19 protein-coding genes are annotated in these 24,264 nt (G+C 59.1%); 8 read left to right on the top strand and 11 right to left on the bottom strand.

What is annotated here, in order from left to right:
* The first annotated feature begins 89 nt into the window (after positions 1 to 89).
* The 6 genes from Asbog_RS07305 (at position 90) to Asbog_RS07280 (ending at position 8,304) form a co-directional block, all read left to right on the top strand.
* Positions 90 to 1,526, top strand: a complete 1,437-nt coding sequence (locus Asbog_RS07305) for a carbohydrate porin (protein ID WP_231944533.1) — start codon at positions 90 to 92, stop codon at positions 1,524 to 1,526.
* Between the two features lie 8 nt (positions 1,527 to 1,534).
* On the top strand, positions 1,535 to 2,689 hold the full coding sequence (locus Asbog_RS07300; protein WP_062164623.1) for a YncE family protein: 1,155 nt from the start codon (positions 1,535 to 1,537) through the stop codon (positions 2,687 to 2,689).
* Positions 2,686 to 3,930, top strand: a complete 1,245-nt coding sequence (locus tag Asbog_RS07295; RefSeq protein WP_062164622.1) for a Dyp-type peroxidase — start codon at positions 2,686 to 2,688, stop codon at positions 3,928 to 3,930. Before Asbog_RS07300 ends, Asbog_RS07295 begins: the two co-directional genes overlap by 4 nt.
* Positions 3,931 to 4,177: 247 nt before the next feature.
* Positions 4,178 to 4,588, top strand: coding sequence for a DUF2946 family protein (locus Asbog_RS07290; protein WP_062164621.1), 411 nt, complete (start codon positions 4,178 to 4,180; stop codon positions 4,586 to 4,588).
* Positions 4,589 to 4,675: 87 nt separating this feature from the next.
* A complete protein-coding gene (locus Asbog_RS07285; RefSeq protein WP_083510775.1) occupies positions 4,676 to 6,922 on the top strand; it encodes a TonB-dependent receptor in 2,247 nt (748 codons plus the stop codon).
* A 197-nt stretch (positions 6,923 to 7,119) separates the two neighbouring features.
* On the top strand, positions 7,120 to 8,304 hold the full coding sequence (locus Asbog_RS07280) for an MFS transporter (protein WP_062164620.1): 1,185 nt from the start codon (positions 7,120 to 7,122) through the stop codon (positions 8,302 to 8,304).
* A gap of 21 nt (positions 8,305 to 8,325) precedes the next feature.
* Here the strand turns inward: Asbog_RS07280 and Asbog_RS14745 are convergent, their stop codons facing one another.
* The 6 genes from Asbog_RS14745 to Asbog_RS14390 all read right to left on the bottom strand — a co-directional run bounded on the left by Asbog_RS14745 (position 8,326) and on the right by Asbog_RS14390 (position 15,565).
* Positions 8,326 to 8,457 carry a hypothetical protein gene (locus tag Asbog_RS14745; RefSeq protein ID WP_261763198.1) on the bottom strand — a complete coding sequence of 44 codons (132 nt, stop codon included), beginning with the start codon at positions 8,455 to 8,457 and terminating at the stop codon, positions 8,326 to 8,328.
* A gap of 629 nt (positions 8,458 to 9,086) precedes the next feature.
* Positions 9,087 to 10,094 (bottom strand): phosphate ABC transporter substrate-binding protein PstS, encoded by a 1,008-nt coding sequence (pstS, locus tag Asbog_RS07270; RefSeq protein WP_062164618.1) that lies wholly within the window; start codon positions 10,092 to 10,094, stop codon positions 9,087 to 9,089.
* A 507-nt stretch (positions 10,095 to 10,601) separates the two neighbouring features.
* On the bottom strand, positions 10,602 to 12,179 hold the full coding sequence (locus tag Asbog_RS07265; protein WP_231944532.1) for a carbohydrate porin: 1,578 nt from the start codon (positions 12,177 to 12,179) through the stop codon (positions 10,602 to 10,604).
* Positions 12,180 to 12,526: 347 nt separating this feature from the next.
* Positions 12,527 to 13,306 carry a copper resistance protein B gene (locus Asbog_RS07260; protein ID WP_083510774.1) on the bottom strand — a complete coding sequence of 260 codons (780 nt, stop codon included), beginning with the start codon at positions 13,304 to 13,306 and terminating at the stop codon, positions 12,527 to 12,529.
* Positions 13,303 to 15,102: a copper resistance system multicopper oxidase gene (locus Asbog_RS07255; RefSeq protein ID WP_062164617.1), complete on the bottom strand. Its 1,800-nt coding sequence runs from the start codon at positions 15,100 to 15,102 to the stop codon at positions 13,303 to 13,305. The genes Asbog_RS07260 and Asbog_RS07255 overlap by 4 nt, the downstream gene beginning before the upstream one ends.
* A gap of 70 nt (positions 15,103 to 15,172) precedes the next feature.
* Complete coding sequence (locus Asbog_RS14390; protein ID WP_146926651.1) at positions 15,173 to 15,565, bottom strand: hypothetical protein; 393 nt, start codon at positions 15,563 to 15,565, stop codon at positions 15,173 to 15,175.
* 158 nt (positions 15,566 to 15,723) lie between these two features.
* Here Asbog_RS14390 and Asbog_RS07245 point away from each other — a divergent pair, with 158 nt between their 5' ends.
* Together Asbog_RS07245 and Asbog_RS07240 are read left to right on the top strand one after the other, a co-directional pair.
* Positions 15,724 to 15,939, top strand: coding sequence for a heavy-metal-associated domain-containing protein (locus tag Asbog_RS07245; RefSeq protein WP_062164615.1), 216 nt, complete (start codon positions 15,724 to 15,726; stop codon positions 15,937 to 15,939).
* A 317-nt stretch (positions 15,940 to 16,256) separates the two neighbouring features.
* Positions 16,257 to 18,617: a heavy metal translocating P-type ATPase gene (locus tag Asbog_RS07240; RefSeq protein ID WP_062164614.1), complete on the top strand. Its 2,361-nt coding sequence runs from the start codon at positions 16,257 to 16,259 to the stop codon at positions 18,615 to 18,617.
* Between the two features lie 26 nt (positions 18,618 to 18,643).
* Here the strand turns inward: Asbog_RS07240 and Asbog_RS07235 are convergent, their stop codons facing one another.
* From Asbog_RS07235 to Asbog_RS07215, 5 genes are all read right to left on the bottom strand, one after another.
* Positions 18,644 to 19,072, bottom strand: a complete 429-nt coding sequence (locus Asbog_RS07235; protein WP_062164613.1) for a DUF2141 domain-containing protein — start codon at positions 19,070 to 19,072, stop codon at positions 18,644 to 18,646.
* Positions 19,062 to 20,183: a glycosyltransferase gene (locus tag Asbog_RS07230; RefSeq protein WP_083510773.1), complete on the bottom strand. Its 1,122-nt coding sequence runs from the start codon at positions 20,181 to 20,183 to the stop codon at positions 19,062 to 19,064. Before Asbog_RS07230 ends, Asbog_RS07235 begins: the two co-directional genes overlap by 11 nt.
* Positions 20,158 to 20,790, bottom strand: coding sequence for a lysophospholipid acyltransferase family protein (locus tag Asbog_RS07225; protein WP_062164612.1), 633 nt, complete (start codon positions 20,788 to 20,790; stop codon positions 20,158 to 20,160). The genes Asbog_RS07230 and Asbog_RS07225 overlap by 26 nt, the downstream gene beginning before the upstream one ends.
* Positions 20,791 to 20,965: 175 nt before the next feature.
* Positions 20,966 to 22,540, bottom strand: a complete 1,575-nt coding sequence (locus tag Asbog_RS07220) for a phytoene desaturase family protein (RefSeq protein ID WP_062164611.1) — start codon at positions 22,538 to 22,540, stop codon at positions 20,966 to 20,968.
* Positions 22,541 to 22,555: 15 nt separating this feature from the next.
* A complete protein-coding gene (locus tag Asbog_RS07215) occupies positions 22,556 to 24,163 on the bottom strand; it encodes a phytoene desaturase family protein (protein WP_083510771.1) in 1,608 nt (535 codons plus the stop codon).
* Between the last annotated feature and the right edge of the window lie 101 nt (positions 24,164 to 24,264).

The raw sequence follows: 24,264 nt of genomic DNA, 5'->3' as shown, positions 1-24,264 counted from the left end.
AGAACGATTCTCACTATCATGAGAAGAAGGGTAGTATGCTGAAATTCAAAGCCGCTCGGGTTCGTCTGCCGAAAACGAGGCGGGGCCGGATGTTGGGGGCAAGTCTTGGCCTTGTATCCGCTTTCGCCCCGACGGCCGCCCGTGCCGTCCCGCCGCCTGTGAACCTTGGCAATGCTGCTGAGGCGGGTGATGAGGCTTCGGCAGGGGTGTTCGGTTTCCTTTCCAACTGGCGGCGGAGTTCCAATCTGCTTGGCAATATGTGGGGTCTGCGCCCTGAACTCGGCAAATACGGTGCTGTTCTCGCCATCCAGGAGACATCGGAAGTTTTCGGAAACCCTACGGGCGGCAGTCATCGTGGGGCGGGTTATAACGGGCTCACAGTGGCAGTGCTGCAGGTCGATACGCAGCGCGCCATGGGCTGGTATGGCGGCACGTTCAATGTGAGCATGGAGCAGATCCATGGCCGCAATTACAGCGCCGATAACCTTATGGCCCTGCAAACGGTCAGCGGGATCGAGGCCGATCGGGCCACGCGTCTGTGGGAGCTCTGGTATGACCAGAAGTTTCTCGACCAGCAGAAGCTCGACATCAAGATAGGCCAGCAGAGCCTCGATCAGGAATATATGGTGAGTGCCAATGCGCTTGTGTTTGCCAACACGATGTTCGGCTGGCCCATGCTCCCTTCGGCCGATCTGCCTGGTGGTGGCCCCGCCTATCCGCTTTCGGCGTTGGGTGTGCGAGGCAAATACTGGCTTGCGACACCACTTTACCTCCTTGGCGGTGTGTATAGCGGCAGCCCGACCCGCAGCCGCGATGGCGACCCTCAGATGACCAATCCTTCCGGCACAAGCTTCCCGCTGAACCGCGGTGTGATGGCAATTGCCGAACTGCAATATGTGTATCCCGCTTTGGGGGCCATGGTGTCACCCGACGAGGTTCAGCCCCTCTCTCACGTCTATCGCATAGGCGGGTGGTATGATTCCGAGCCATTTGCCGACCAGTACTGGGACAACACCGGGATACCGCTGGCCTCACCGAACAGCAACGGTACGGCGCTCACCCATCGCGGGGCATTCAGCTTCTATGCTGTGATGGATCAGATGATCTGGCGTAGCCATACCGATCCCAACAGAACCATAAGCCTTTTCGGACGTGCGATGGGGGCCCCGCAATCGGACCGTGTGCCGATCGATTTCAGCCTGAATTTCGGCCTGACATTCAATGACCCACTTCCGTACCGCACAGACGATACCTTCGGTATCGGCATGGGCTACACCCATGTAAGCGGTGCGCTGGCCAATTATGACCGGGCGGTGAGGCGCTATTCAGGTGCCTATTCCCCAACCCAGGGCGGGGAAACCTATGTCGAGTTGACCTACCAGTACCAGTTTACCGGCTGGATGCAGTGGCAGCCCGATTTTCAATACATCTTCAATCCTGGTGGCGGCATTCCCAATCCGTCCCATCCGGATCGACGGCTTAAAGACGAACTCGTGTTCGGCTTTCGCACCAATATTGCGCTTTGAGGAACATCATGTCGCCCCGTCTGTCCTGCACTGCTCTTGCCCTTCTGGCTCTTGCCTCCGCGCCCCACCATGCCCGCGCCGATCAGAAGGGCTTTCTGGAAACCCTGCACCGCCATACGACGCTGGCTTCGACAAGCCCCGGGAATGGCGACCTCAACCCCTATGCCGTTGTGGTTGTGCCTGAGGATATGGGCGTGCTGAAAAAGAACGAGGCGCTCGTCACCAATTTCAACAACATCAGCAATCTGCAGGGAACAGGCACCACAATTGTCGCCTACTCTCCCATCACCGGCAATGCGCGACTATTTGCCAATCTGCCGAGTAATCTCGCTGCCTGCCCCGGCGGTGTGGGCCTTACAACGGCGCTGACCATTCTCAAATCGGGCTGGATTATCGTCGGCAGTTCCCCCAGCAAGGATGGCACGACCACCACCAAGGGTGATGGATGCCTGATTGTGCTCGACGCCAACGGCAAGTTCGTCACGACCTGGAAAGGACCGCTGATCAACGCACCCTGGGGGGATATTGCCAGTGTCGATCATGGCGACAAGGCGACACTCTTTATTTCCATGACCGGGTTCGATCTGCCTGGCCCGAATGTCGTGGACCCTAAAACCAATTATCCACCGATCCTGCAGAAAGCGACGGTGCTGCGCCTGGAACTCAGTATCCCGGCAGGTGGGCCACCGGTAATTGACAAGCAGACCGTTGTGGCCAGCGGATTTTCTGCCCGTGCCGATCGCGACAACTTCCTGTTTGGCCCGACCGGGCTCGCACTGGATGACGATGGCACACTCTATGTCACTGATGGCTACGACAACGAGGTAACGGCCATCGATAATGCCCTGACACGGGAGGAACCGGTGACACGCGTCAATGATGCGGTGGGGCGGGTCATCACCAAGGGCGGATTGCTGAACTGGCCTTTGGCCATGATCTGGGTGCCCGGCCATCATCTGCTGGTTGCCAATGGTCGAAACGGGCAGGTGGTCGAGATCGACCCCGCTACGAAAAAGCAGATCTACGCCCAGTGGGTGGATGCCGATCAGGCTCAGCAGCCCCCAGGCAATGGGGATCTGTTCGGTCTGGCCATGACCCCCGATGGAAAGAGCTTCTATTACGTTGAGGACGACATGAACACGTTGAATGTAAGCCAGCCATGACCGACGCTAAGTTCTGGCCCGCATTGCGCCGCCGTCGTTTCCTCGCCGGGTCAGTGGCCCTGGGCGGCCTGTCTCCCGCCGTCGCAGGGGCAGAGGCAGCTCATGCAGATCAGGAGCGGGATCGATCGACTGGTGCGATCGGCTTGTCTCACCAACCCGGCATCGTCACGCCCCAGCAGCCTCATGCCTATTTCGTCACGTTCGATGTGACGACAGACAAGCGCGAAGCCCTCGTTAAGATGCTACGCGCTTGGAGTGAGGCCGCCGACAGACTGATGGCAGGCAAGAATATGCCGGGTCTTGTCGATTCAGACGAGACAGATGGCCTCGGTCAACGCGACCTGACGATCACCATCGGCTTTGGCCCAACCCTGTTTATCAAGGAGGGGAAGGATCGTTTCGGTCTGGCCTCGCATCGCCCTGCGGCGCTGGCCGATCTGCCGCGCTTCACAGGCGATCAGCTGGTACCAGCCCGCACCGGTGGCGATCTGTGTGTGCAGTGCTGCGCAGATGACCCGCAGACGACACTCCACGCCTCGCGCATCCTGACCCGGCTGGCCTATGATATTGCCACACCGCGCTGGGCGCAGGCAGGCTTCCTGCCCAATTTTGGCAAGGGCAAGACACCGCGCAACCTGATGGGCTTCAAGGACGGGACCATCAATCCCGATGCTCAAAACCCGAAGAGTGCGGACCGGTATATATGGGCTGCTGCCAGCGATCTCCCCTGGATGCAGGGGGGGAGCTATCTCGTTGCGCGTATCATTCGTATTGCATTGGAGCACTGGGACCGGACACCTGTTGCGTTCCAGGAAGAAACGATGGGACGTCAGAAACTCAGCGGGGCACCCATTGGCGGACACGACGAATTCGAGCCTTTGACCCTGACGCAGAAGGATCATGACGGCAACCCTGTTACTGTCCAGAACTCCCATGCCCGTCTTGCAGCGCCAGAAGAGAATGGCGGCGCACAAATTCTTCGTCGGGCCTATTCCTATGACAACGGCTTGAGCTACACCGCCGAGCGCTGGCCGCCGTGGCGTCAGGGTATGGAGATGGATGCTGGCCTACTGTTTCTGAGCTGGCAGCAGGACCCCCGGACGGGTTTCGTCAGGATTTTCGAGAAAATGTCCAAATTCGACATGATGAACCAGTACACGACCCATATCGGGGGCGGGCTATTTGCCTGCCCCGGCAGAAAGGATGGGGAGTTTGTTGGGCAGACCTTGTTCGAGAGCTAATCAAATATATCATCTGGTCTTGAGGCGCATTATTTGAGCGTAACGATTGCAAGGATCTGCTGTCTAGAGATACTTTCTATATTCTGGAGTATTCGAGTCCTGTTTTATAATGCTGGACGTTGGAAGGGCGTCGCGGTATTTCGACCGACAGGCAGCCGCTCCGGATTACGGGGCGGGCACATACAGGGGCGGGGCCATTTCACCGGCTGGGCGACATTCACGAGGGATCAGAACAGGCGCATCGTTCATGCGCCTGTCTCTTTGCCTTGTCGTCCTCTTCGGGTTCCTTGCTTCGCTTGGCCTGCAGGGTCTGGCCGAGCCGGATGAGACCCCCAGAGCCGAAATAGAGCGACTGATCGGGGTCGATATCGCGCCCGCCATGGCCATGGCCGACCCCATGGGCATGTGTGATTCCACGTCGATGGCGATGCCCGCATCGCATCAAATGCCAAAGGCAGGGCATCATCATCACGATACAGCCTGTGCGCTTTGCCCGCTTCTTCAGTTGGCTGTGTTCATTCTTGGGGTCGCTCTGCTGGCGGCGTTCTCCCGCTCGATCCGGCTCACCCACATCGTTTCTCTGCCCTCTTGCCGCGCGCCGCCCGGATTACGGTGGGTCCTGCCGCCATCCCAGGCACCGCCAGTCGTCCTGATCTGACATCGCTTTCCGTATTCCGGTGGACGTTTCCTTTGGGAGCGAGCTGGACGGCGGGATTTCGTATCAAGACTGATCAGGATTAGTTCCATGACACTGCCCTCTTATGGCAGATCGCACCGTCGCGCCTATCTCGCGTTCGGGTGTACCTCATTGCTTGCCCTTATTGCTGCGACCAATGCCCACGCGGCGACCACGCCTCCAGCCACGACCTCGCCCCGCGGCGGAAGCGAAGTCGCTGCGAGCGCACTCGAAACATCGCAACGTCAGACCAGGCCATCCTCCATCAAGCGCAAAGCGCCGGATAGGACCGCGAACCAGTCAGATGGTGATGATACCCCGGTCGAATATCTCCGTGTGCAGGGGATACGGCGTACCGCCATTCATTCACCCGATACAGCATCACTACTCAAAGGCTCGCTGGGCTACACGCAATATGCTGCGGGCGGGGTCTCATCCTTGCCCGTCCTCAACGGTATGGCCGATGACCGCGTCGCGACCATTGTGGATGGCATGCGCATTGCCTCGGCCTGTCCCAATCACATGAACCCGGCGATGTCCTATATCGACCCCGACAGTGTTTCCTCTGCCGAGGCTATTGCCGGTGTCACCCCGGTCAGCCTCGGGGGCGACAGCACCGGCGGCACGGTAAAAATTGAGCGCAAGGACCCGCTTTTTGCTGCTCCCGGCAAGATCCTCGTGACGGGCCATGTGCGGGGAGATTATCGCAGCAATGGCGGCGGCTCGGGTGCTTCGGGCACGGTCACAGTCGCCAATGATCTGCTCAGCCTGCGTTATACCGGCTCCTATAGCCATGCGAGCAATTACCATACTGGGGGTGATGGCAAGCAGGTTCGCTCCACCAGCTATCTCTCCTTCAATCATGCCGTAACGGCTGGTCTCAAGAAGGATAATCACCTGCTCGCCCTGACTTTCGGTCAGCAGGATATCCCGTATGAAGGTTTCCCCAACCAGTATATGGACATGACCAATAACCGCTCGACATTTGTGAATGGCAAATATCGTGGCGAGTATCGATGGGCGACCCTCGACGTGCGCGGCTTCTGGCAGCGCGTCGATCACGTCATGAACATGATGAATGACAAGGGTGGTCATAGCGCCACCAGGGGGATGCCGATGAACACGGATGCCCGGACGGCGGGCTACGCAATTGATCTCACTGTGCCGCTCAGCACGCATCACAACATCAAGCTCGGCAGCAGCTATAACCATAACGGACTGAATGACTGGTGGCCGCCGCTCGCGGGGAGCATGATGATGGGCCCCGGTACGTTTCATAACATCAATAACAGCCATCGTGACCACCTGGGCCACTACATCGAGTGGAATGCTCAATGGACACGACGCTTCTCGACCCAGCTTGGGCTGCGCAGCGATCTGATCATGATGAATACGGGCAAGGTGGCACCGTATTCCTGGACCGGCATGATGCAGATGGCCGATATCATGGCAGCACGAAAGTTCAACGCGGCCTCGCGAGGGCGTACAGACACCAATTTCGACGTGACGGCCACCGGTCGCTGGCATATTCGTGACGACCTGATGCTTGAGGGCGGTTACGCCCGCAAGACGCGGTCGCCCAACCTGTACGAGCGTTATGCCTGGGGTATGGGCACCATGGCCACGCGCATGATCGGCTGGTTCGGCGATGGCAATGGCTATGTCGGCAACCTTAACCTGCGCCCCGAAATTGCGAACACGGCGAGCATGACGCTGACATGGCACGACCCGAAAGGCGAGGGTTGGGAAGTTCGGCTCCAGCCATTCTATACCTACACAGAGGGCTATATTAACGTCGTTCGCCTGGCGTCGTTCAGCAATGGGCTGTCGAAGCTGCAATTCGTCAATCACAATGCGCAGAGTTACGGCCTGAACGGCTCGGCGCGTTATCGCCTGTGGAATGATGAGCGCTTCGGACAGGGCAGGATCGTGACAAGCTTCAACTGGGTGCGCGGCCAGGATATGGTCACCCATTCCGGCCTTTATCATCAGATGCCTGCCAACGGCACGATCGGCCTTCGCGAGACCTATCAGAACTGGACCGGACGTGTGGATGTCACGCTGGTGAAGAAGAAGTCGACGGTGGACTGGCTACGTAACGAACCGCGCACACCGGGTTATGCGCTGTTGGGCCTGGGCGGGAGCTATCGCTGGCGCAAGCTTACGCTGGATGCGAGCATCGAGAATGTGCTGAACCAGAAATACTATTTGCCGCTAGGGGGGCTGTCGCTGGGTGATTATCGTCAGACAAATATCCTGTCGCCCCTCGCCGGACTTGGCCGGTCGTTCAATCTCAGCCTGACAGCCGCGTTCTGATGATGGCAAGGCGACGCGTTCATTCTGACGGCGTCGCCTCACCCGTGCCGGGGCAGCAGGATGTTTCGACCTGATGGGCCATGATAAACAACCCCATGCTGCCTTGCCTAATCTGCTGCCCGCGCCTATCGCCTAGCCCACTGGTCAATGTTCAGGGGACCGCCCGGAGCGACTGACGGAAAGGGGAGCGCTTTAAGATGGTTGGGGTGACGGATCAGGCCGCGGCAAAATGTGCAGCTCCGGACAGGCTCCCCCGTCATGCCATGATCATTCTGGCTCTGGCTGCCTTTGTGACCTTGCTGACCGAGATCATGCCTGCCGGATTGCTATCGCTGCTCGCAGATGGCCTCCAGATTACCCAGGCGGCAAGCGGGCAGTTCATCACGGCTTTTGCTCTGGGTGCCCTATGCGCTGCTCTTCCTTCAACGGCGCTGACCTACAAGATGCCACGCAAGCGCCTGCTCTTGCTGGGGCTGGTCGGCTTCACCCTGATCAACGCAGCAAACGGCATAATCACCAATCTGGCGCTTGCCCTTACCATTCGTTTTTTCGCCGGATGCTGTGGCGGGCTGATCTGGGCCATGTTCGCGGGTTACGCAACGCGGCTTTCACCACCGGCACAACGGGGCAGGGCAATTGCGCTGGCGGGTTCGGGCGTCACGCTGGCACTCGTGCTTGGTGCGCCGTTGAGCGCGGCAATTGGCCAATGGCTGGGCTGGCGCGGCGCCTTTTTATGCCTTGGCGGGTTTTCGGGCCTGCTCGTGATCTGGTCGCTCTACTTTCTGCCAGATGCACCGGGCAGTCAGGCCGGAAGCCATTTCAGCCTTTCAGGCAGCCTGCGCCAGCCTGGTGTGCTTGCCAATCTGACACTGATTTTCAGCTTCGTTGCGGCTCATAGCCTGCTTTACGTTTTCATCGAGCCCCTGCTTGTCCCCTCCGGACTTGGAGCGCGCGTGGATCTCCTCCTGCTGGTCTTTGGCGGAGGCTCGGTTGCCGGTCTCTTTGTCACCGGCATTCTGATCGATCATCATCTCTCGCGGCTGACGATGGCCAGCATTCTCGTATTTATGGCGGCCTGTCTGCTCATGTCTCTCGGTCTGACGCACAAGCTTCCGGTCTGCCTTGGTGTTGTCATGTGGGGTATTACCACTGGCGGGTTCGCTGCCCTCACGCAAAGCGCCATGACGAGCGTAGCGGGACGCTTCATGGATACCGCTCAAGCCATGGCGACAACGGCCTGGAACCTCGCCGTGTCAGCCGGCGGGTTATTGGGGGGCGTGTTGCTGACCCATAGCAGCATCGTCGCGCTGCCTGTCGCCGCAATCCTGCTTTTGCTGCTGGGGCTGGGGGCCTATCAACGCGGACTTCGCCCGCTCATTTGAAGGATAGGCCCTGTCAGGCCGTCAGAGTGTTTTGATGTGCGTCGTGGCAACGCGCAAGCGTTGTTTTCTGACCGCGCGCACGGTGAACACAGCCAATCCGACGACCACGACAGTTGCTGCGAAGCTCAGCGTGAGCGACTGCAGATCGGTCATGGGATAATGTAAATGCGCAGGGCCCCACCATCTTGTCATTTTGACTCTCCGTTATTCTGGGCCGGCGAACCAGCATTTAGCTGGCCCTTTGTGCTCTTGTCAGAAAGCTGATCCGCTCGACACGGGAAGAGTGGGCGTCTTGGAAATCATCGTCAATATTCAACTACAGTCACAATAATCACGATATTGTCTTGTTGATATAGATCAAAATCAAGAAATACAAAGACATCGAATACTAACCACAACATGTGCGTTTGCAACACAAGAATGATCCGAAGCCACCAGGGCGAGAACGGCACCGGAGAGGGCTTTCTCCTTGGGGGAATTGCCATGCGCCGGGTAGCGGTGGCCGCTTTGTGAGTCCTTTCCGAGCCCGAGCGGCCGCCTCACAGGTGAGTTGCTAACAGAAATCTGTGACACGCTTACATTGCGCATGCCCAAGCAGTCAGAGACGCTCAATATGCGGAAATTTTGGAGGGATGAGGCGTTCGGGCGCCTCAACGTCATATACGAGCGAGTCGTAATATGGCCCCTGGAACAAAAAAGCCCGCCACGGTCACGTCAGGCGTGCCGGGCGGGCTTCGGTATAGGTCCGGCTGCAATCAGGCGCAGCCGGAAGCAGGGCGACTTCAGTTCTTAGGCCAGCCCTGCAGGACCGCGTTCTTCACGGATTGCGGCAGCGGAACATAGTCCAGCTTCACAGCGTCAGGATTGCCGTTCTTGAGCGCATAGCTGAAGAAGTCCTTCACGGCCTTGCCCTGCGCAGCATCCTTCGGGTCAGTCGGAACCAGCACGAAGGTGGCACTCATGATGGGCCAGGCGTTTGCGCCAGCGGTGTCGAGCAGATCCACGGCATAACGGTCTGCATGAGCCCAGTCGGCATGAGCCGCAGCGGCAGCGAAAGCAGCGGAATCCGGCTTAATGAACGCGCCATCATGATCACGAAGCTGCGCCATGTTCAGATGGTTGCGGCTGGCATAGGCGTATTCTACGTAGCCGATACCGCCCTCTGATTCCTTTACGCCAGCGGCAACACCGTCATTGCCGCGCGCACCTGCACCGCCTGCCCAAGCAATTGACGTACCAGCGCCGAATTTCTGCTTCCAGGCGCCAGAAACCTTGGCGAGGTAAGAAGTGAATACGAAGCTGGTGCCCGACGCATCGGCACGATGGATCGGGGCCACATCCGTGTCCGGCAGCTTGAGGCCCGGGTTGAGTGCTGCAATGCGCGGGTCATTCCAGGTCGAGATCGTGCCGTCATAGAGCCCGGCAATGGCAGGGCCATCCAGCTTCAGCGCGCCGGGGGCAATACCCGGAACGTTCACGATCACAACGATACCGCCCATGGCCGTCGGAAACTGATAGAGCTTGTTGCTGTCCAGCTTCGCTGCGTCCATCGGCTTGTCAGAGGCGCCGAAATCGACCGTGCGTGCGATAGCCTGGTTCTGACCGGCACCCGAACCAACGCTCTGGTAGTTGACAGAGGTGCCGATCGCCTTTTGTGCAGTCTCACCCCAAGCGCCATAGATCGGAGCCGCAAAGCTCGATCCGGCGCCGGTGATGGTGGCAGCGTGCGACACGCCGCATGACAGGGCCAGAGAGAGCGACAGGGCGCCGAAAATTCGGGAAAGCTGCATTGTTTGACCTCGATAGATCGTGATGACGGCTCGTTCTATCGGCGCCAGAAACAGGAAGATACATTTATAAAATGATAGTTTTATGAAAGCCTCCGACGCTCCGGCATGGCGCGCTGCGTGCTTTGGAACCTGTCATGCGTTGTGTCTGATGGGAGCCGTGATACCGCTCTCCGCCGGCGTGATTGGTTCGATCGAAGCGGGATCAGCCAGCTCCGACCTATGCGGATGATCGACCCGGCGCTGCGCTCAGTTCAGGGGAAACAGGCCAACCGATGAAGATCGTAACAGATCGGTCCGGTAGAGGGTTGTACCTCGCCCAGTGTCTCGGTCTTTGACCAGCGCATGGCGGCTACAGCGTCCAGAGCGGGATATGCGCCATCCCCTTATTGGGGAGCGGAGGATGGGCTGACCGGCCATTGTCAGGTTCAGTGTCCATCAGGTCAGCACCCGTGCTCTGAATCCTTCGATGGCCCCATCCGTGAGAGAACGGGGCCACGGGGCGCAGCGTCAGAAGCTCACGCCTGTTTCAAGGTCGATCAGCAGGGCGTTTTTATACCGGTTGGTGCCGCCCGGGTGCCAGATATACTGCAAGCCGGGGCGGATGGTGAGCCACGGAGCCGGACGCCAGCCATAGTTGATTTCGCCTGAATGTTCACCGCTCGGCTTGAGCAACCCGGTATCCTGCGTCTGTACCGCCTGGAGGGCTCCCACATAGGCACCCAGCTTGGGGTTCACGAAGTTAAACTTGCCACCGATGCTGATCGTATCGTTTGGCCTGTTCCAGAACGTCCCTTTGCGCACAACACCCCAGGTGATGAAATACGGGGCGATTGCCGTGCGTGGGTCACCCCAGGTGAAGGACAGGAAGGCCACGGTCGAGCGTGATGAATCGCTCCTGTCGCGCTGCAGCATCTGGTCGGCCATGAACCATCCGCCGTAACGGCCGCGCACTTTGTCGATGGGCAGATTGCCGAGCACACTTGTCGGCAGTTCAAAGCCTGCCAGCTGGGCGTAGACGTTCTTGACCTCTGACGTATCCCAGTAACCGCCAATCTTGACGTTGGTCGGCAGGCGACCCTTGGTGTCCGTGCCGCCGAAATGCCTCCCCAGCTGGAAGGGCAGGTAGGCACCGGTCGAACCATGCAGCCACATCTTCCAGGCATAGCCCGTGTTCGAAATGGTCGGATCGACGTTATAGATGCCGGCCGAAACGAGCATGCGCTGATCACCGAAGGGGAACAGCTTCACGAACGCGCCGGGATGGGCTGTCGGATAGTAACCATAGCCAGAGTTACTGGCGAGCGCTTGCGGCATACCGCAGATCGCATTCGATTCGAACTGGCAATAAAGATTCATGCCCCAATGCATAGTGGACTGACCGAAATCATTTTCGGTGTTGATCCAGCCGATTTCGGTATCGGCGTAGCGGTTCCACTGCATTTCCCATGAGAGCCGTGTGAAACGAATGGTCTCGCCCGAACCGAAGATTTCCTGCGGGCTGTTCAGCGCGGGAAGCTGCTGGCCAATGCCGAGGCCGGCGCGCTCGGTGAGCAGCACATGGAACATACCGTAATTATGCCCGGTGAGCTGGGCAAAATTGACATCGGCTCCGATCGCCACTTCGTGAGCATAGCGCACGGTCTGGGCGCGTCCGCCGGTGGGATTACCCGCGCTGTCCTGCAGGTAGTGGCCCTGCGGGGTGATGCCCATGTTCTGCAAGCGGGTACGCAGGCCGCCCCAGTCACCCGTCATTGTGGGCTGCTTCAGCCAGTCTGAAAAACTCGCCGGAAAAAGGGCCTCGTTACCCGGTACCGGCACGAAGGGGTGGCGCACGGTGCCTAGAGAAGGCTGTGTGCGATCATAGGGGCTGCCGTAGAGATTGGGCGGGTTATCGGCGCCCTTGCCTGCATGATTCTGGGTTGCCGTTTCCTTGAGCATAGGATCGAGCGTGGCTGCGGTCTGATCACTCGGGCTTGCTTGCTGGCTCTGACTCTGGGCAGAGGCCGGTGCAATGAGAAGGCAGCTTCCAAGTATCGTCCCGGCAGCCCAAAGTGCCAGACGCCCCGCGGCATTCTTTACAGGCATGATCGCGTGATCTCTCCATACTGACAGGTAACAACCTCACGCGACGCAAAGCTGAGATATGGCCAACTCTGTGCGTCGTTGCGCCCTCCCTATCAATATTTCATATCATGACAAGGAGATTGACGGCCGCGATCTGTTTCCCACGTTGTGGGCTCCTGGCCTGTGTTTTTAAGGCAACACCTATATATCGGGTGCGGATCAGCAAAATACCGTCGCGGTCGGCATGGCGCGGCGTGCATAGACTGTAAACTCGCGTTGCATGTCCGCAATGGTACCCCGGCGGCTCAAAGGCGACCCGCCGGGAAGATCGTTTTCCCTTGCCCCGTCGGCAGTCGGTCATCGCATGATCAAAACCAGCTGCGAATACCGACCGTCAGGCGCAGATTGCCGCCGCTATCGTCTCGCTCCCGCGCAAAACGCCGCGCCTGCTGGAAATAGCCGTCATACGTCATGGCAATATAGGGCGCGAATTTCCGCCATATCTCGTATCGCAGCCTCAACCCCGTATCGATCTCAGAAATTCCCGCACCGTTACCCCGGGCTGGATCGGCCTTCGAATAAAGGTTCAGCTCGATCTGAGGCTGCAGGATCAGCCGGTTTGTCAGCAGAATGTCGTACGAGCCCTCAAAACGGGCGGCAAAACGTCCCTGATCGCTGACATAGCCGGTAGCCTGCAACTCGAACTGATAAAGCGACAGCCCCTGTATACCGAGCGCAGCCCAGGTGCGTGTGGGACCACTATCCAGATCGACGCGAACACCGCCCTGCACGTCGAAATAAGAGGATACGGCGCGGCTATAGAGAACCTCCTGATCGCCATCTCCCATACGGCCTTTCGACACGGTGCCCTCGGAACGCAGCCAGAGGCGATTATAGTCGCCGCCAATCCAGGCTTCGCCATCCCACCGGAAGCTCGAATTCTGCCCGGCAAGGCGCCCCTCGAACTCGTCGAGCAGGCCATGGACCCATATTCCCTGATCCATGACAGGCATGACACCGTCGATATAGCTGGGCATCGTTGCACTCGCCTTTTCCTGCGACGCTGACGCTGCATGGCTGCCCGATGAGAGCAAAAGGGGGCCGGCAACGCCAGCCAGAAAGTTGATGGTGTGTCTGCGCATGTTCATGACACCACCACCGTGCGGAACATGCCGAGATGCATGTGATAGATGAGGTGACAATGCAGCGCCCACATGCCCGGCGTGTCTGCCGTCACAAGATAGCTGAGCTTCGAGCCAGGCTGGGAGAGAATGGTATGCTTGTTGGGCCTGAGCGCCCCCTGACCGTTTTCCAGCTCGCTCCAGAACCCATGCAGGTGAATCGGGTGCTCCATCATCGTGTCGTTGATGAGCGTGATCCGCACCCGTTCCCCCAGACCCAGCATGATTGCTGGCGCTTCAGAGAATTTCTTCGCGTCAAATCCCCAGATATAGCGCGTCATATTCCCTGTCAGGTGCAGCACGATTTCCCGGCTTGGAGGGCGTTGGTCCGGGGCAGGGCGCAGGGCACGGAGCATTGCGTAGGTAAGGACCGCTCGCCCGTTATCCTCCAGTCCGTCCCCCGGTTCCGACAGGCGATTGACAGGGTCCATGGCGACATTCTGGTTTTCCACATTGCGTGGCGGCGGGCCGGGGTCATCAATCTGGATAGGCTGCGCCGTGGTGAGATGCGTGCTTGACGCTGGTTTGTCTTGCGGTTTCATGCCGCTCATGCCGCTCATGCCGCTCATGCCGCTCATGCCGCTCATGCCGCCCCTATGAGCAGGGGCGTTCTCCATACGCCCCATTCCCATATCGACCATGCTGCGTACGGGCCGCGGATCCATGGGGGGGATGGGCCCCATCATCCCCAAGGCGGGAGCGAGTGTGCCGCGTGCGAAGCCGGTGCGGTCTTCTGGCTGGATGAAGATTGTCCATGCCCGGTTGTCGGTCGGGGTGACGATCAGATCATAGGTTTCAGCCGGTCCGATGCGAAATTCCTCAACACGCACGGGCTCAACATCCGATCCATCGGCTGCGATGATATCGAAATCGAGCCCCGGTATCCGGAAGTCGAACAGGGTCATGGCCGACGCATTGACGACACGCAGCCGGATCCGCTCGCCCGGGGAAAACAAGCCAGTCCAGTTGTCATCCGGCGATTGCCCGTTGATGAGGTAACTGTAAATCACCCCGCTGACATCAGAGATATCCGTGGCGGACATCCTCATGCGCGACCACATCAGGCGGCTCGCCAGAGCGTCATGCAATCCATGCTGGCGGGCTTCATGAAACAGCGAGGCGACGCTGCGCTGGCGGAAATTGTAATAATCGTCCTGCTGCTTCAGGTTGCTGACGATGTCATGCGGCGCGACATCGCTCCAGTCTGACAGGACAAGAACGTAATCCCGCTCATAGTGATGGAGCGGCGGCCCTGCCGGATCGATCACCAGCGCGCCAAAAAGCCCCTGCGCTTCCTCCATGCCGGAATGGCTGTGATACCAGTAGGTGCCCGATTGGCGCAGTGGGAAACGGTAGGTGTAGCGACCCTTGGAAGGAATGCCGGCAAAACTCAGGCCCGGCACACCGTCCATGTTGGCGGGCAGCCTGATGCCATGCCAGTGGATCGAGGTAGGCTGATCAAGATGGTTGATGACATTCAGCACCATCTCGTCACCCTCGCGCCAGCGGAGGGTGGGGGCAGGAGCGCTTCCATTGACCGTAAAGGCGCGGCCCCTGCGCTTGCCGACATGCCAGGGTGCCGTATCGACAGTCAGGTCGTAGATGGAGGCGGGCGCAGGCGGAATGGCTGAGGGGTCAGATATGTGTGCCGCAGGTGTCATGGCGGGCATGGCGCGGGCGGACGAGGCAACGCCGAACCCCGCCAGCCCCGTGACGAATTTCCGGCGATTGAGCGCCGGTCCCTTGCGTGTCAAGGCAATCATGAAACAGGTCCTGAATGATCGGAACGGAACGCGCGGCCTGTAAAAACAGACCGGCATACGGATCAGCGATTCAGGAAAAGCGGGGCGGTCTGGGGTCCGGAACCCGTCGCTGGCCTGCCAGAGCAAAGCCGGATGAGGCAGCATAGCGGGTTACCTGCACGGCGAGCGGACGGGCAGGTGACGTGGCACCAAGAGCGACATGGCCAGTTGTGCAGGACAGGCTCGGGGGGCAACCATGGCAGCCTTCCCCATGCAGTTTGTGCTGGGGCTGTTCCGCCTTGCCCATCATGCCGTTTGTGGCTGCGTCAGGCTTGCCCATTTCGTTCATGGCGATGCTGGGGTGATGCATCGCACATCCCGCATGAGCGCTCTGAACCGGCATTTCGCCGCAACCGGTCAGCTGCGCACCGGCCGCCTGCGCCGGGAACGCCCCGCGCAGGATCAGGCAGAATGTGGCGAGCATCACGATCCATAATGGCGTGCAGCGGTTCGGCATGTCGTCCCATAGACGTTACAGGGAAATAATCGGATCAGTTGCTACACTCTCTCAGAGGCATACGTTGATTGCAACCGTATTGATCACCATCTCGGTCTGGTCATATTGGCAAGGAGCATGAAACAATGAGCGAGACCCTTGATTTAAAGGTTGAAGGCATGTCCTGCGGGGGCTGCTCAAGCCGCCTCGAAAAGGCACTGCTCGAGATCCCCGGCGTGACGGATGTGAAGGCCAGCCACGAGACAGGCGATGTGCGCGTCACCACGTACGGTGCGGCTGTGCCGCGCGCCGCGCTGGAAACGGTCATTGAGGAAACGGGCTTCGACATCGCACGAGGCTGACATGCTCGTCTAACGCCGCCCGGAGATCATCGTGGCCCATTTCGTCGGTTACAACACGGCGGGATGGGCTCAGCGTTCATCGCCTTTCACGCGCCCGTCGCTTAACGAGCCAGCGGTTCAATCTGATCGACACTGGTCAAATGTCGGCATCCCGCACACTTCGGGCTGCTGGTTGCTGGAAAATGGTTCAGCCGACGGTCCCTGCGGGGCAGGCGGTAGTAGCTCTACGCGATGGAGCGGCCAGATAAGGGACGCCCCATCGGTAGAGGCAAGCGGTTGAAACGACCCTTTCTTTCAGTCGAATGAGAAATGATTACATGAGCGCCAGCAGTCTTGATCTGGAAGTAACGGGTATGAGTTGCGCTGCCTGCGCGGCACGGCTGGAGAAAGTGCTCAACCGGCAGGATGGGCTGACAGCATCGGTCAATTTCGCATCCTCGCGCGCGATCATCTCCCGAGCCGATGAGGGGCCAGACCTCAACGCCATTGAAAAGATCGTTGAAAAAACGGGCTTCGGTCTTGGGCATCAGGAAGAACGATTTGCCATTGAGGGAATGAGCTGCGCCGCTTGCTCTGCGCGACTGGAAAAGGTGCTCAACCGCCTGCCGGGCGTCAGGGCAGCCGTCAATCTCGCCACGGAGACCGCGCAGATCGATTACATCGCGGGGGCGGTCACGGAGGATCGTCTCGTCGAGGCCGTTCGCAAGGCGGGCTTTACGGCATCCTCGACAGCGGACCAGCATGGCCACGAAGCCCCTTCGAGAGAGCCTGTAACGGCGCAGCGGGATCTGGCCATTATCGCCTTGCTCTGTATCCCGTTTGCCATCGAAATGCTGGATATGGCTGTTGGCGCCCATCACCTCGTGCCGCTTTGGCTTCAAGCGCTTTGTGCAAGTGTCGTACAGATCTATGGTGCCCGTCATTTCTATCGCAGTGCCTATCATGCGCTGCGAAGTGGCTCGGCCAATATGAACGTGCTGGTCTGCCTCGGCACGAGCATCGCCTACGGCTTCAGCATGGTTGTCACGCTTTGGGGGCTTGATCTGCCAGTCTATTTTGAAGCGAGCGCCTTTGTGATCCTCCTGATTTCGGTTGGAAGGCTTCTCGAGGCGAGGGCGCGTCAGAAAGCGGCTTCCGGTCTGGAAGCTCTGCTCAATCTGAGGCCGCAAACTGCCAACCGCGTAACCCCAAATGGCGTAGAAATTTGCCCTGTCGCTTCATTGCAACGCGGTGATGTGTTCGTGGTCCGCCCTGGTGAGGCCATACCGGTTGATGGCGAGGTTATCGAAGGCACAACCGAGATCAATGAGTCGATGCTTACGGGTGAGGCTGTGCCCGTCCTGCGTCAGGTTGGCGATACGATTTTCGCCGGAACGCTCAACACGACGGGTGTCGTGCGCGCCCGTGCAACCTCGCTTGGAAGCGAGACTGCACTGGCCCGCATCGTGGCGATGGTCTCGCGTGCGCAGGGATCGAAAGCGCCAATCCAGCGCCTGGCTGATCGTGTTTCGGCCATCTTCGTACCCACCATCATTGTTATCGCCCTGCTGACGTTCGTCATTGGTTGGCTGGCAACGCACGATGCGCAATGGAGCCTCGTCTCGGCCATATCGGTGCTCGTCATTGCCTGTCCCTGTTCCCTGGGCCTTGCGACGCCAACCGCACTGATGGTCGGGACAGGAAAGGCGGCCTCTGCCGGTATCCTGTTCCGCAATGCTGAAGCGCTCGAGCGCGTTCATCGTCTCAAGGTGCTGGCCTTCGACAAGACAGGCACGCTCACCAAGGGGCAGCCTGAAGTCGAAGCGATTTATCCTGCAGAAGGGGTGACCGAGGCGGAACTTCTGGGGGTGGCAGCATCACTGGAAGCAAACTCGGAGCATCCATTGGCGAAGGCCATTATATCGCGGGCAAGCGAAGTTGGGATCGCCTCCGCGTACAGTCTGGACCATTTCCGCGCCGTGCCGGGCAAGGGGATCGAAGCGGCGGCAAAGGAAGAGATCTTTCTGCTGGGGACACCCGAATTCCTGCAGGAACAGGGTATTACCATTGCGGCCCTGCCATTGGATGCCGAAACACGGAGTGTCGCCTGTATCGCACGCGGTGGCGTCTATCTTGGCGCGATAACCCTGTCTGACGCTCTGCGCCCGGAAGCCGCGGCCATTGTCTCCTGGCTTCACAAGCAGTCGATAGAGACGATCATGCTGACAGGCGATCGTAAGGCGGTTGCTACGCGCGTCGCCCGGGAAGCAGGTATTGACGAGATCAGAGCCTCACTTCGGCCCGAAGGCAAGGTTTCTGCGGTGCAGGCGTTGCGCGGTGAGGGTCGTCTGGTTGGTATGGCTGGGGATGGCATCAATGATGCGCCTGCTTTGGCCGCTGCGGATATCAGCATCGCAATTGGCTCGGGCTCCGCCGCGGCGCTGGAGACGGCAGATCTCGTCCTGATGAGTGCGGATCTGCGTGCTATCCCGGATGCGTTGTCCATCTCTAGGGCTACCGTCGGCAAGATCAGGCAGAATCTCGTTTTTGCCTTTGGCTATAACGTAGCGGCCATACCTCTTGCAGCCTGCGGACTGCTGGACCCGGTGATTGCCGGCGGTGCAATGGCGCTCAGCTCTGTCTCGGTTGTCACCAACTCCCTGCTTCTCAATCGCTGGCGCTCACAACGATCCCTCTGATCGATGCAGCGCCGAGCGGGGAAGCTTCAGTGTGTGATCAGGCTGACCTTGAGTACACCGCCTTCGGGTGTCAGTCTAAGAGCGCAATCGTCAAAGCTCGGCGGCCCGAAACGGACGCTCGGATCCCGTGAAAACGCTATGGGCTCCTTGGGTATGCCAATAAACGAGCGATCGAGCCGGGCATTGCCGTTGCGGTCCTGATAGGCCTGCACGGCATATACGCCTGCCGGTATGTCGGCAAAATTTACGGTAACGTCTGGCGTAGATGATTTCACCTCAGCATGGAATTTGCAGCTGGGCTTGAGGAACTCATCCTCCGTGCAGATCGCAACCTTGATGGTACCAACGTCATCGGGGACGTTTCCGATAACCGCCTGAACGGGGCCTGCCACGGCCGTGAGAGGGGCGAGCGGCAGGGCCATGAGGGTGGCGAGCAGACCAAGTTCAGGTTTCATAATATCGTCCTTTCCAGGTGACGGGGCGTCCAAGCACATGCCTCAGGCGGGCGTGAAACTGGATGAAAAGCAGCATGAACACCCCGACCGGGCTGGCGAGAACGGTGCGTAAGCCCTGCTGACACCGCAGTGCCACCAGCAGACGCAGTGCAAGGCTCGCCAGTCGCGCAAACTGCATCGTCGGGGTGCCACGAAGCAGGAAGGGCAGAACATGTCCTCCGCCCAGCAGGAGCGTCCATATGGGCAGGGCGACAGGGCCGGCCAAGCCTTCCACGGCGTTCTTCATCAATCCTGCATAGACCTCGCGCCCATTGCGGTACATCCGGCATGTGGCGAGATCGGTGGCATCGATCAGGCGCGTGCGAAAACCTGCCCGACGCATTTCGCGTGCCAGAGCAAGGCCGTCATGAAGTTTGTCCCGTATCTGCCCATGGCCACCGCTGTGACGATAGGCCTCTGCCTCGACCATGACCAGCTGTCCGCAAGCTGCGGCAAGTGCAGGTGTGCGACCCTTGTCGAAAACGAGTGGCAGATAACCGAAAAGAAGAACATCGATGAAGGGCAGGAGCAGCCATTCGAAGCCCGAGCGCATCTCCTGGCGTGGTACACCGCTGATCAGTGACGGGGCGTGTGCGCCTTCGGTAACTGCCAGCAGCCGTGGTATCGCACGTTCTTCCAGTCGGACATCGGCATCGATGAACAGGAGCCATTCCTGGGTGGCGGCAGCGGCCAGCTGGGCGCAGGCATGGTTTTTGCCACACCAGCCCTCAGGGAGAGGGCGCCCGTGCAGCAGCCGTACACGTTTGTCGGCAATGGCTTCGACACGTGCCGCGGTATCGTCCTGAGAGCCATCATCGAGCACCAGAACCTCGCGCACCGCAGGGCCGTTTGCGAGAGCGGTCATGATGGCCGTCTCGATCTGTGCCCCTTCGTTGCGTGCGGGAATAAGCACAGAGATACCGGCGCTGCGGACATTTGAACGTGAAGGTGCGCGGCTCAGGGCACGCAGGTTGAGCAACCCGACAAACAACGGAAAGGCTGCAAGGGCTGCGATGGTCAGTTCACCCCGCGTCGGGGCTGAACGTTCAGCGCCCTGCGTGACGTGGGTCATGTTTTTCCCTCCTCATCAGGCTGCTGAGTTTCTGAAGCTGGGCATACAACCCGCCCGTGCCGGATCGTCCTTCAAGGAGAAGACGGAAACGTGCATGGTCGCGTGTGATGACATCTGCCGCCAGCGCATCCTGTGTCGCCTCAAGAGTGTTCTCCAGAAACGCGTGATTGGCTGTGAGGCTGCCGGGCAGGCTGGAATGAGGCACGGGCTGGCCGAAACGTATGAATGCTTCTGCCCGACTTTCGGAGCCGTAGGCATATTCGATTGCAACCGGGATGATCACGCAGTCTGTCGCCTGACTGGCAATATGAGCCAGGCCCGGCTTGAGCCTGACGGGTCGCAGGCGGACATCGGTAAATTGCCCTTGTGCAGTGAGCCAGAAAACGCCGCCGCTTTTCAGGATGGCTACGGAGTGGTGCAGGAACTGCCGTAGCGAGCCATGCGATGACGGATCAAGCGGCAGAAACCCGGCGCGATTGAGAGTGGGGTAACGCTTGAGCGTCCGGGCATCTATCGGGCCGAAGCCCGGTCGGCCGGGCATGAAATGCGACTGAAGCAACGCAAACAGGGCAGGGTCCCACCAGCCGGGATGGTTGCTGTAAAACAAGATACCGGATGCTAGGGACGCGTCTGGCTTATGTCCCGACCACTGCACGGAGGCAAAATGACGGGTTAGGCGTTGCCTGAGGGCCCTTGTAATCCAGTACGTGAGAAATGGAGATCGGCCATAGGCCGTCTCCAGTCCCGGTCGCCGCGCTTTACCACGGTTGCCGTGTGACAACTCAGCCAGCCGCGCTACGTGATGCTGCACCCGATGGGGCGATGGGTGCGGGGCTATCCGTATCCAGGCAATCCGCAGCGATCCAGCCCGACATGAGCGCCATAGGCATGCCGGGGCCCGGATGAGCGCTGCCACCCGCCATATACAGCCCTGCAATGTCGTCCGACCGGTTTGCAGGCTTGAAGCCGCCACTCAGCTTCCCGTGGCTGGCAAGGCCATAAATGGCACCCGCCTGAGGTGAGTATCTCGTATGAATATCCATTGGGGTCAGATGGTGTTCGGCCACGATACGCTCTTCGATATCAGGCATACCGCCCGCTTTCTTCAGCTTGTCGAGTATGACCTGACGATAACCCGGGAACATCTCGGTCCAGTCCTGGCCGGGGCGCAGATAAGGCGTGTGCACCAGCACATAAAGGGCCTCTCCACCTTCCGGCGCAGTTTGCGGCTCGGTCCTGGCAGGCGCAGCTAGATAGCAGGTTGGGTCCGGAGCAGGGCGGCCCTGGTGATAGATTGCATCGAACTCTTCTTCCGCATCGCGCGAGAAGACGAAATTGTGGTGGGCAAGGTGCTCATAGGCCTTGTTCAGGCCCAGATAGAGCACAACGCCCGAGCACGCAGGCTCGCGAGACTTCCACTGGCGACGGAACTGGCGAAAGGCCTTTGGTGCGGCCTTGCGATCAATCAGTTCATACATGGTACGCACGCTGTCCATGTTCGACACGACTGCCGATGCGGCGATGGTTTCGCCGGATTGGGTCTCGACACCATGGACCCGTTTTGCGTCGTGCAGGATGCGCTTGATACGACAATTGCTGCGAAACACGACGCCATTCTCTTTGGCGATCTTACGCAAGGCAACGGGTACCGCGCGTGTTCCGCCTATTGGATACCAGATGCCTTCATCAACCTGCATGTGGGCGATACCGGTCAGTACCGCCGGCGCCTGAAGAGGGTTTGAGCCAACATATTGCGTGAAATGGTCGAAAACCTGCACAGCCTGCGGGTTGGTGATGCGCTTTCTGATTTCTTGCCCAAGCGTAGAATGCATACGCAATGCGAGGACGTCTCGCAGTGTCTTGGGTACAAAAGTCTCACCGATATTCATGGTATCGCGCAGCCCGCCGACGGATTTCCAGAATACGAAACGCCGCGAGATATCATGAAGCCGCTCGCTGACCCTGAGCAGATCCTCATAACCGGCTCCATCGCCGGGCTTACGTTTTTCCAGCTCCTCTGACATGAGGGCAATATCCTCAACCAGATCGAGAGACTGGCCTTCGTCAAAGAAGCAGCGCCATTGTGGATCCAGACGACGCAGGTCGAGACGATCCTCCATACGCAGGCCGCTTTCGGCAATGATGCGGCGCAGCACCGAGGGAAGCGTGAGAATGGTCGGTCCCATGTCGAAACGGAAACCATCTTGGTTGTGCTCGGCCGCCTTGCCACCCGTCCAGTCATTGGCCTCGCATACGATCACCTCGTGACCGCGGGCGCTCAGCGTGCAAGCGGCGGCCAATCCCCCGAGCCCCGCCCCGATGATAACTATGGGTGCTCGCTTCGTCGTATTCAGCATGGAATTCTCTTCCGCTCAGGCGTGGCCACCGGTACATTCTGGCATCAAGTGCAGACCCGGAGGTGGGGTCTCGATAATCGTCGCTGGCGCCTTGGCCAGATCTTCGATGAGGAGCGTCGCACTAATGCGTGCCCCCTCGAAAATGACGGGCAGACCACTACCAGGATGGGTGCCGCCGCCCACAAGATAAACGCCTTTTACGTCTTCAAACCGATTATGGGGGCGTCGATGCAGCATTTGTCCAAGCGAGTGGGCCATGTTGAACACCGCCCCACGATGGACATCGTGTTCCTCCTGCCATTGCAGCGGGGTGATGGTTTTCTCGACCAAGATGCGCTCTTCTATATCGCCAAACCCCGCATCACGAAGACGCTGGAAGACGATCTGGCGCGCCTGCGCTGTGTTGGCGTTATCCCATTCAAAACCATCCTCGCGCAGATTGCCGACCGGCATGAGAACGTAGAGGGCTGAGCATCCTTCAGGCGCCTGACCGGGGTCTGTCACACACGCGTTCTGGATATAAAGGGACGCCTTGGACGAGATCTGTTTACCTGCCTCGATCTCGGCAAAATTGTTCTCATAGTCACTGGAAAGAAAAATGGTGTGATGAGCGTGATCGGGCAGACGGCCCTTGAGGCCCAGATACATCATGAACGTCGAGCAGGAGAATTTCTTACTGGCAATATTCTCATCGCTCCATTTTTTGCGCGAATTGTCCGGCAAAAGGGCGGAGATGGTGCGGGCGAAATCGCCGTTAACGACAACCGCATCGACCGGAACGGCGCTCCCGTTCGCCACAATCCCGGTCGCCTTGCCCTTGCTGGTCTCGATTGCCTCAACAGCACTGTTGAGCTCGATACGAACCCCCATGGTCGTAGCTGCCTGCGCCATGGCGGCCATGACGGCCTCGGTCCCACCTTTGGGGTGATAGATACCGAACTCGTGTTCCATGAAGCTAAGAATGGTAAAGAGCGAGGGACACCGGTAGGGCGACATGCCCAGATATTTGCTCTGAAACGAAAAGGCGAGACGCGTGCGCGGGTCGCTGAAGTAGCGTGACAGGTCCTTGTCGATGGAAGAGAACGGCGAAAGAACCGGAAGCGCCTTGAGCATGTCAGGCTTGAACAGGTCAAAGACCGAGTTGAAAGGCCTCTGGAGGGGCGCGATGAAACGCTCGAATTTGTTCCTGTTATCGGCAAGGAAGCGTCTCACCTGTCTCGCATCCTGCGGCGAGATCTTGGCTATTTCCTCCTCGAGACGCTGTGGATCTGTCGTCAGCGACAGATTGGGACCATCTTCGAAGCGCAGATCGTAAAGGTGATGCAACCTTTCGAGCTCGACCATCTCATCGAACTCGAACCCGCATTGCGCGAAAATCTCACGGATAATCTCGGGGTAGAGAAAGAAGGTCGGGCCGGTGTCGAAACGGAAGCCCTCAAGCTCGATACATGACGAGCGACCACCGATCTTGTCACCTTTTTCGTAAATCGTGACATTGGCGCCGGCATGGGCGAGCAGCATGGCTGAGGCGAGGCCTCCCGGCCCGGCGCCAATCACGGCGACATTGCGCGAATGAAGCCGGTGGCGAGAATGCTGGGTGCCCGGGGAAGCGGTAGAGACCATGAGGCGCAGGGTCCTGACAGGATGACGGAATGGCAACATTCCGAGGCATTAACGAAAGATGATGATCCCGAGGTCGCACACCCCGTTATTTCGCTTGAAAG

The organism is Asaia bogorensis NBRC 16594 (genome assembly GCF_001547995.1).
Classification (GTDB): Bacteria; Pseudomonadota; Alphaproteobacteria; order Acetobacterales; family Acetobacteraceae; genus Asaia; species Asaia bogorensis.
The sequence above is the reverse complement of the archived record's forward strand: the minus strand, read 5'-3'. Positions and strand labels throughout refer to the sequence as shown.

Coding starts and splice junctions, on each gene's coding strand:
- Asbog_RS07220 (WP_062164611.1), bottom strand. CDS start 22,540: ATGCTGAATACGACGAAGCGAGCACCCATAGTTATCATCGGGGCGGGG.
- Asbog_RS07240 (WP_062164614.1), top strand. CDS start 16,257: ATGAGCGCCAGCAGTCTTGATCTGGAAGTAACGGGTATGAGTTGCGCT.
- Asbog_RS07235 (WP_062164613.1), bottom strand. CDS start 19,072: ATGAAACCTGAACTTGGTCTGCTCGCCACCCTCATGGCCCTGCCGCTC.
- Asbog_RS07280 (WP_062164620.1), top strand. CDS start 7,120: ATGGTTGGGGTGACGGATCAGGCCGCGGCAAAATGTGCAGCTCCGGAC.
- Asbog_RS07245 (WP_062164615.1), top strand. CDS start 15,724: ATGAGCGAGACCCTTGATTTAAAGGTTGAAGGCATGTCCTGCGGGGGC.
- Asbog_RS07260 (WP_083510774.1), bottom strand. CDS start 13,306: ATGAACATGCGCAGACACACCATCAACTTTCTGGCTGGCGTTGCCGGC.
- Asbog_RS07285 (WP_083510775.1), top strand. CDS start 4,676: ATGACACTGCCCTCTTATGGCAGATCGCACCGTCGCGCCTATCTCGCG.
- Asbog_RS07265 (WP_231944532.1), bottom strand. CDS start 12,179: ATGCCTGTAAAGAATGCCGCGGGGCGTCTGGCACTTTGGGCTGCCGGG.
- Asbog_RS07290 (WP_062164621.1), top strand. CDS start 4,178: ATGCGCCTGTCTCTTTGCCTTGTCGTCCTCTTCGGGTTCCTTGCTTCG.
- Asbog_RS14745 (WP_261763198.1), bottom strand. CDS start 8,457: ATGACCGATCTGCAGTCGCTCACGCTGAGCTTCGCAGCAACTGTCGTG.
- Asbog_RS07255 (WP_062164617.1), bottom strand. CDS start 15,102: ATGATTGCCTTGACACGCAAGGGACCGGCGCTCAATCGCCGGAAATTC.
- Asbog_RS07230 (WP_083510773.1), bottom strand. CDS start 20,183: ATGACCCACGTCACGCAGGGCGCTGAACGTTCAGCCCCGACGCGGGGT.
- Asbog_RS07305 (WP_231944533.1), top strand. CDS start 90: ATGTTGGGGGCAAGTCTTGGCCTTGTATCCGCTTTCGCCCCGACGGCC.
- Asbog_RS07295 (WP_062164622.1), top strand. CDS start 2,686: ATGACCGACGCTAAGTTCTGGCCCGCATTGCGCCGCCGTCGTTTCCTC.
- pstS (WP_062164618.1), bottom strand. CDS start 10,094: ATGCAGCTTTCCCGAATTTTCGGCGCCCTGTCGCTCTCTCTGGCCCTG.
- Asbog_RS07215 (WP_083510771.1), bottom strand. CDS start 24,163: ATGGTCTCTACCGCTTCCCCGGGCACCCAGCATTCTCGCCACCGGCTT.
- Asbog_RS07300 (WP_062164623.1), top strand. CDS start 1,535: ATGTCGCCCCGTCTGTCCTGCACTGCTCTTGCCCTTCTGGCTCTTGCC.
- Asbog_RS14390 (WP_146926651.1), bottom strand. CDS start 15,565: ATGCTCGCCACATTCTGCCTGATCCTGCGCGGGGCGTTCCCGGCGCAG.